Annotated in this window: 2 protein-coding genes and 2 pseudogenes; 2 read left to right on the top strand and 2 right to left on the bottom strand. The window is 64.9% G+C overall.

The features are described 5' to 3' along the window. A pseudogene (locus tag EN884_RS30905) lies at window positions 1-243 on the top strand (MaoC/PaaZ C-terminal domain-containing protein); the annotation flags it as partial. A 37-nt stretch (window positions 244-280) separates the two neighbouring features. On the opposite strand, the gene EN884_RS30900 reads toward EN884_RS30905, so the two are convergent. Then, a complete protein-coding gene (locus EN884_RS30900) occupies window positions 281-1735 on the bottom strand; it encodes an MFS transporter (protein WP_063168162.1) in 1455 nt (484 codons plus the stop codon). A 128-nt stretch (window positions 1736-1863) separates the two neighbouring features. Here EN884_RS30900 and EN884_RS30895 point away from each other — a divergent pair, with 128 nt between their 5' ends. Further along, complete coding sequence (locus tag EN884_RS30895) at window positions 1864-2757, top strand: LysR family transcriptional regulator (protein ID WP_063170254.1); 894 nt, start codon at window positions 1864-1866, stop codon at window positions 2755-2757. 49 nt (window positions 2758-2806) lie between these two features. Here the strand turns inward: EN884_RS30895 and EN884_RS30890 are convergent. Next, a pseudogene (locus EN884_RS30890) lies at window positions 2807-3162 on the bottom strand (CmlA/FloR family chloramphenicol efflux MFS transporter); the annotation flags it as partial.

Below are 3162 nucleotides of genomic sequence, written 5' to 3'. Positions count from 1 at the left end.
GTGCCCGAGAATACGCAGGCCGCCTTCAATTATGGCTTCGACAAAGTACGCTTCCTGGCGCCGGTCAGGGTCGGCGCCCGCATCAGACTGCGCATCACGCTGCTGTCCATGGAGGACAGGGGCCCGGGCCAGTATCTGATGAAGGCGGCCAACACGGTCGAGATCGAAGGCGAGGAAAAGCCTGCCTTGACGGCGGAAACGCTGGTCATGCTCTATGAACGCCGCAAGCGGGCAGGTGCCTGAGCCTGTTTGGAATTCTACTCTCTGAGCGGTGTGCGCGTCACGAAGCCCTGGATTCTGCGCGGCCTGTGGCGCGGGCCGAGAGCAGTGCGAGGAACAGCGCAGCCAGCGCCAGCACCGTCGCCGTCTGAAAGGTGACCTGCATTCCCCGGGCGGCGGCCTCGGAACTCAGAAGACCAATGCCTTCGTGCCCTTCGGCCGATGCGACGGCGAATATGGCGCCCATCAACGAGGCGCCGGTGATGAGCCCGAGATTGCGCGAAAGGTTGAGCAGACCGGAGACGACGCCGCGCTGACCCGCGTCAACGCCGGTCATGACGGCTGCATTGTTCGACGTCTGGAACAGCGCGTAGCCGATGCAGGTGACGGTGATCGCAACGACATAGCCGGCAATGCCGAATCTGGTCACGGCGAGCGACAGCAGGAACGTGCCTGTCGTGAGGCTGAGCAGGCCTGCGACCATCATCCTATGAGCGCCGAAGCGGTCGGTCAGGCGTCCGGCCACCAGCGCCGACAAGGTCGAGACGAGCGGGCCGGTCGACAGCACCACACCCACCATTGCAGCATCCAGCCCGAGCCCGCGCGACAGGTAGAACGGAGCCACAACCAGCGTCGCCATCATCACCGTGGCGACGACGAGGCTCATGGCGAGACTGGCACTCAGCTGGAGATCGCGGAAGCTGGCAAGCCGGATCAAGGGGTTTTTCACTCTCGCCTGCGCGGCGGCGAAAAGAAAAACGCCGGTGCCTGCGGCGATCAGCAGGCCGATGTTGAGCGTGCCGAAATTGCCTCTGCCCAGCGTCATCGCCAGCGCATAGGCGGCCAACGTCAGGGCCAGCAGGGCGGTGCCCACGACATCGAACGTGCCTCGGTCGAGCCGCGCGGTTTTATTGCGTGCCGGCAGGGCACGCCAGGCAAGAGCGAAGGTGAGCACTCCCAGCGGGACATTGACGAGGAAGATCGCCCGCCAGCCGAAGCCGGTGATCAAAAGGCCGCCGAGCGAGGGGCCAAGTGTCGTGCCGATCGCGGACATGGCGCCGAGCAGGCCCATGGCGCCGCCGATTCTGTCTTTGGTCACGGTTTCGGCGACGAAGGCCAGCGTCAGCGCCATCATCAGCGCTGCGCCAAGTCCCTGCACGGCGCGTGCGGCAATCAGCAGCCAGAGTGTCGGCGCCAGGCCGCAGAGCACCGATGCGGACGTGAACAGCGCGATGCCCCCAAGCAGCAACGGTCGGCGCCCGAACATGTCGGCCAGCCGGCCGGCGCTGACGATCAGTGTGGTGATGGCGAGGAGATAGGCCAGAACAACCCATTGCACGGCCTGGAACGTCGCGCCGAAATTCTGCATCAGCGACGGCAGCCCGACGCTGGCAATGCTGGTTCCCAGCGACGACAGCAGTGTGGCGAGCGACAGGCTTGCCAACGCCCAGCCGGCGGATTGCATCCGTGGTGGCGCCGATGTCAGCGCGTCCGGATTTTGCTCAGCGATTGCCACGGCGATCTCCTTCCATCAGTCCCACAACCGGAACTGCTGGAGATCTAGTTCCTTGGCCAATGTGGCGGAAGGCGCAGCATTTGCATCTTATTCGTGCGTTTGGCGCCATATCATGTCATGATCTGCCGATGACATCACCCGATCTCAACTTACTGTTCGCTCTCGACGTCCTGCTGACCGAAGGCAGCGTGGCGCGCGCCGCCAGCCGCCTACGCCTCAGCCCTTCGGCGATGAGCCGCACGCTGGCGCGACTGCGCCAGGCGACGGGCGATCCGCTGCTGGTTCGCGCCGGTCGAGGCCTTGTGGCTACGCCGCGTGCGGAAGAACTGCGACAGCAGGTAGGCCCTGTCGTCCAGGATGCGGAGGCGATCCTGCGCCCTGCCACCTTGCTCGATCTCCCGAACCTGGACAGGGTCTTCACGCTGCGCACCAATGAGAGCTTCGTCGAAGAGTTCGCACCTCGTCTCGTTGCCCGTATCCAGGCCGATGCGCCCGGCGTGCGGCTGCGCTTTGCACCGAAGTCCGACCGGGACGTCATGTCGCTGCGCGACGCGGCGATCGATCTGGACATAGGCGTCGCTGGCGAGACCGGCCCGGAGGTGCGCATCCAGGCGCTGCTTCGCGACCGCTTCATCGGCGCCGTGCGAACGGGCCATCCCTTGACCGAGGGCGCGGTGACGCCTGAGCGCTATGCCGCAGGCCGACACATCAGCGTTTCACGGCGTGGCCGCGAGAAAGGGCCGATCGACGAGGCTTTGAACCGGCTCGGGCTGCGGCGGACCGTCGTGTGCATGGTTTCCGGTTTCTCGGCAGCCCTTGCCATGGCCCGCACATCAGACCTGATCGCCAGCGTTCCGGAGCGGCATACCGAGGGCGCACGCGCCGGCATGCGCAGTTTTCCCCTGCCGGTTGCCACCGCGGAAGTCACTATCTCCATGCTCTGGCATCCGCGCCTCGATGCCGATCCGGCGCAACGCTGGTTGCGCGACTGTGTGCGGGAGGTGTGTGCGGCGTCGCGCTGACAACGATGAGAAGCCTGCGCCAACCGCCCAGGCTTCTCATCTGTCCAGTCTATTCGGTTTGGCGTTTCTGCAAATGCCTCAGTGCGCTTAGTGTGAGCGTCGCCATGACCGAACAGTAGGCGACCAGCGGCCACGCCGTGTCTCCGCCGAGCAGGACGACGAACAACGTGCCGAAGATGCCGACGACAAGGCTCTGGATGCAGAAGTAGAGTGCGACTGCGGTTCCCGCGACATCGCCAAACGCCTCGAGTGCACCGTTTGCGGTGACTGAGACAATGAAGACGATACCCACGGCAACGACCCACATCGGCAAGATAAATGTCGCGAAGGAGGGCTGTGCGAACAGTTGCCCCACTGCCAATAGCGCCGCGCCGAACAGCAGCATCGCCATGCCCCTGATGGCAC

The organism is Mesorhizobium sp. M7A.F.Ca.AU.001.01.1.1 (assembly GCF_004022735.1).
In the GTDB taxonomy this organism is placed as follows: domain Bacteria; phylum Pseudomonadota; class Alphaproteobacteria; order Rhizobiales; family Rhizobiaceae; genus Mesorhizobium; species Mesorhizobium ciceri.
The sequence above is the reverse complement of the archived record's forward strand: the minus strand, read 5'-3'. Positions and strand labels throughout refer to the sequence as shown.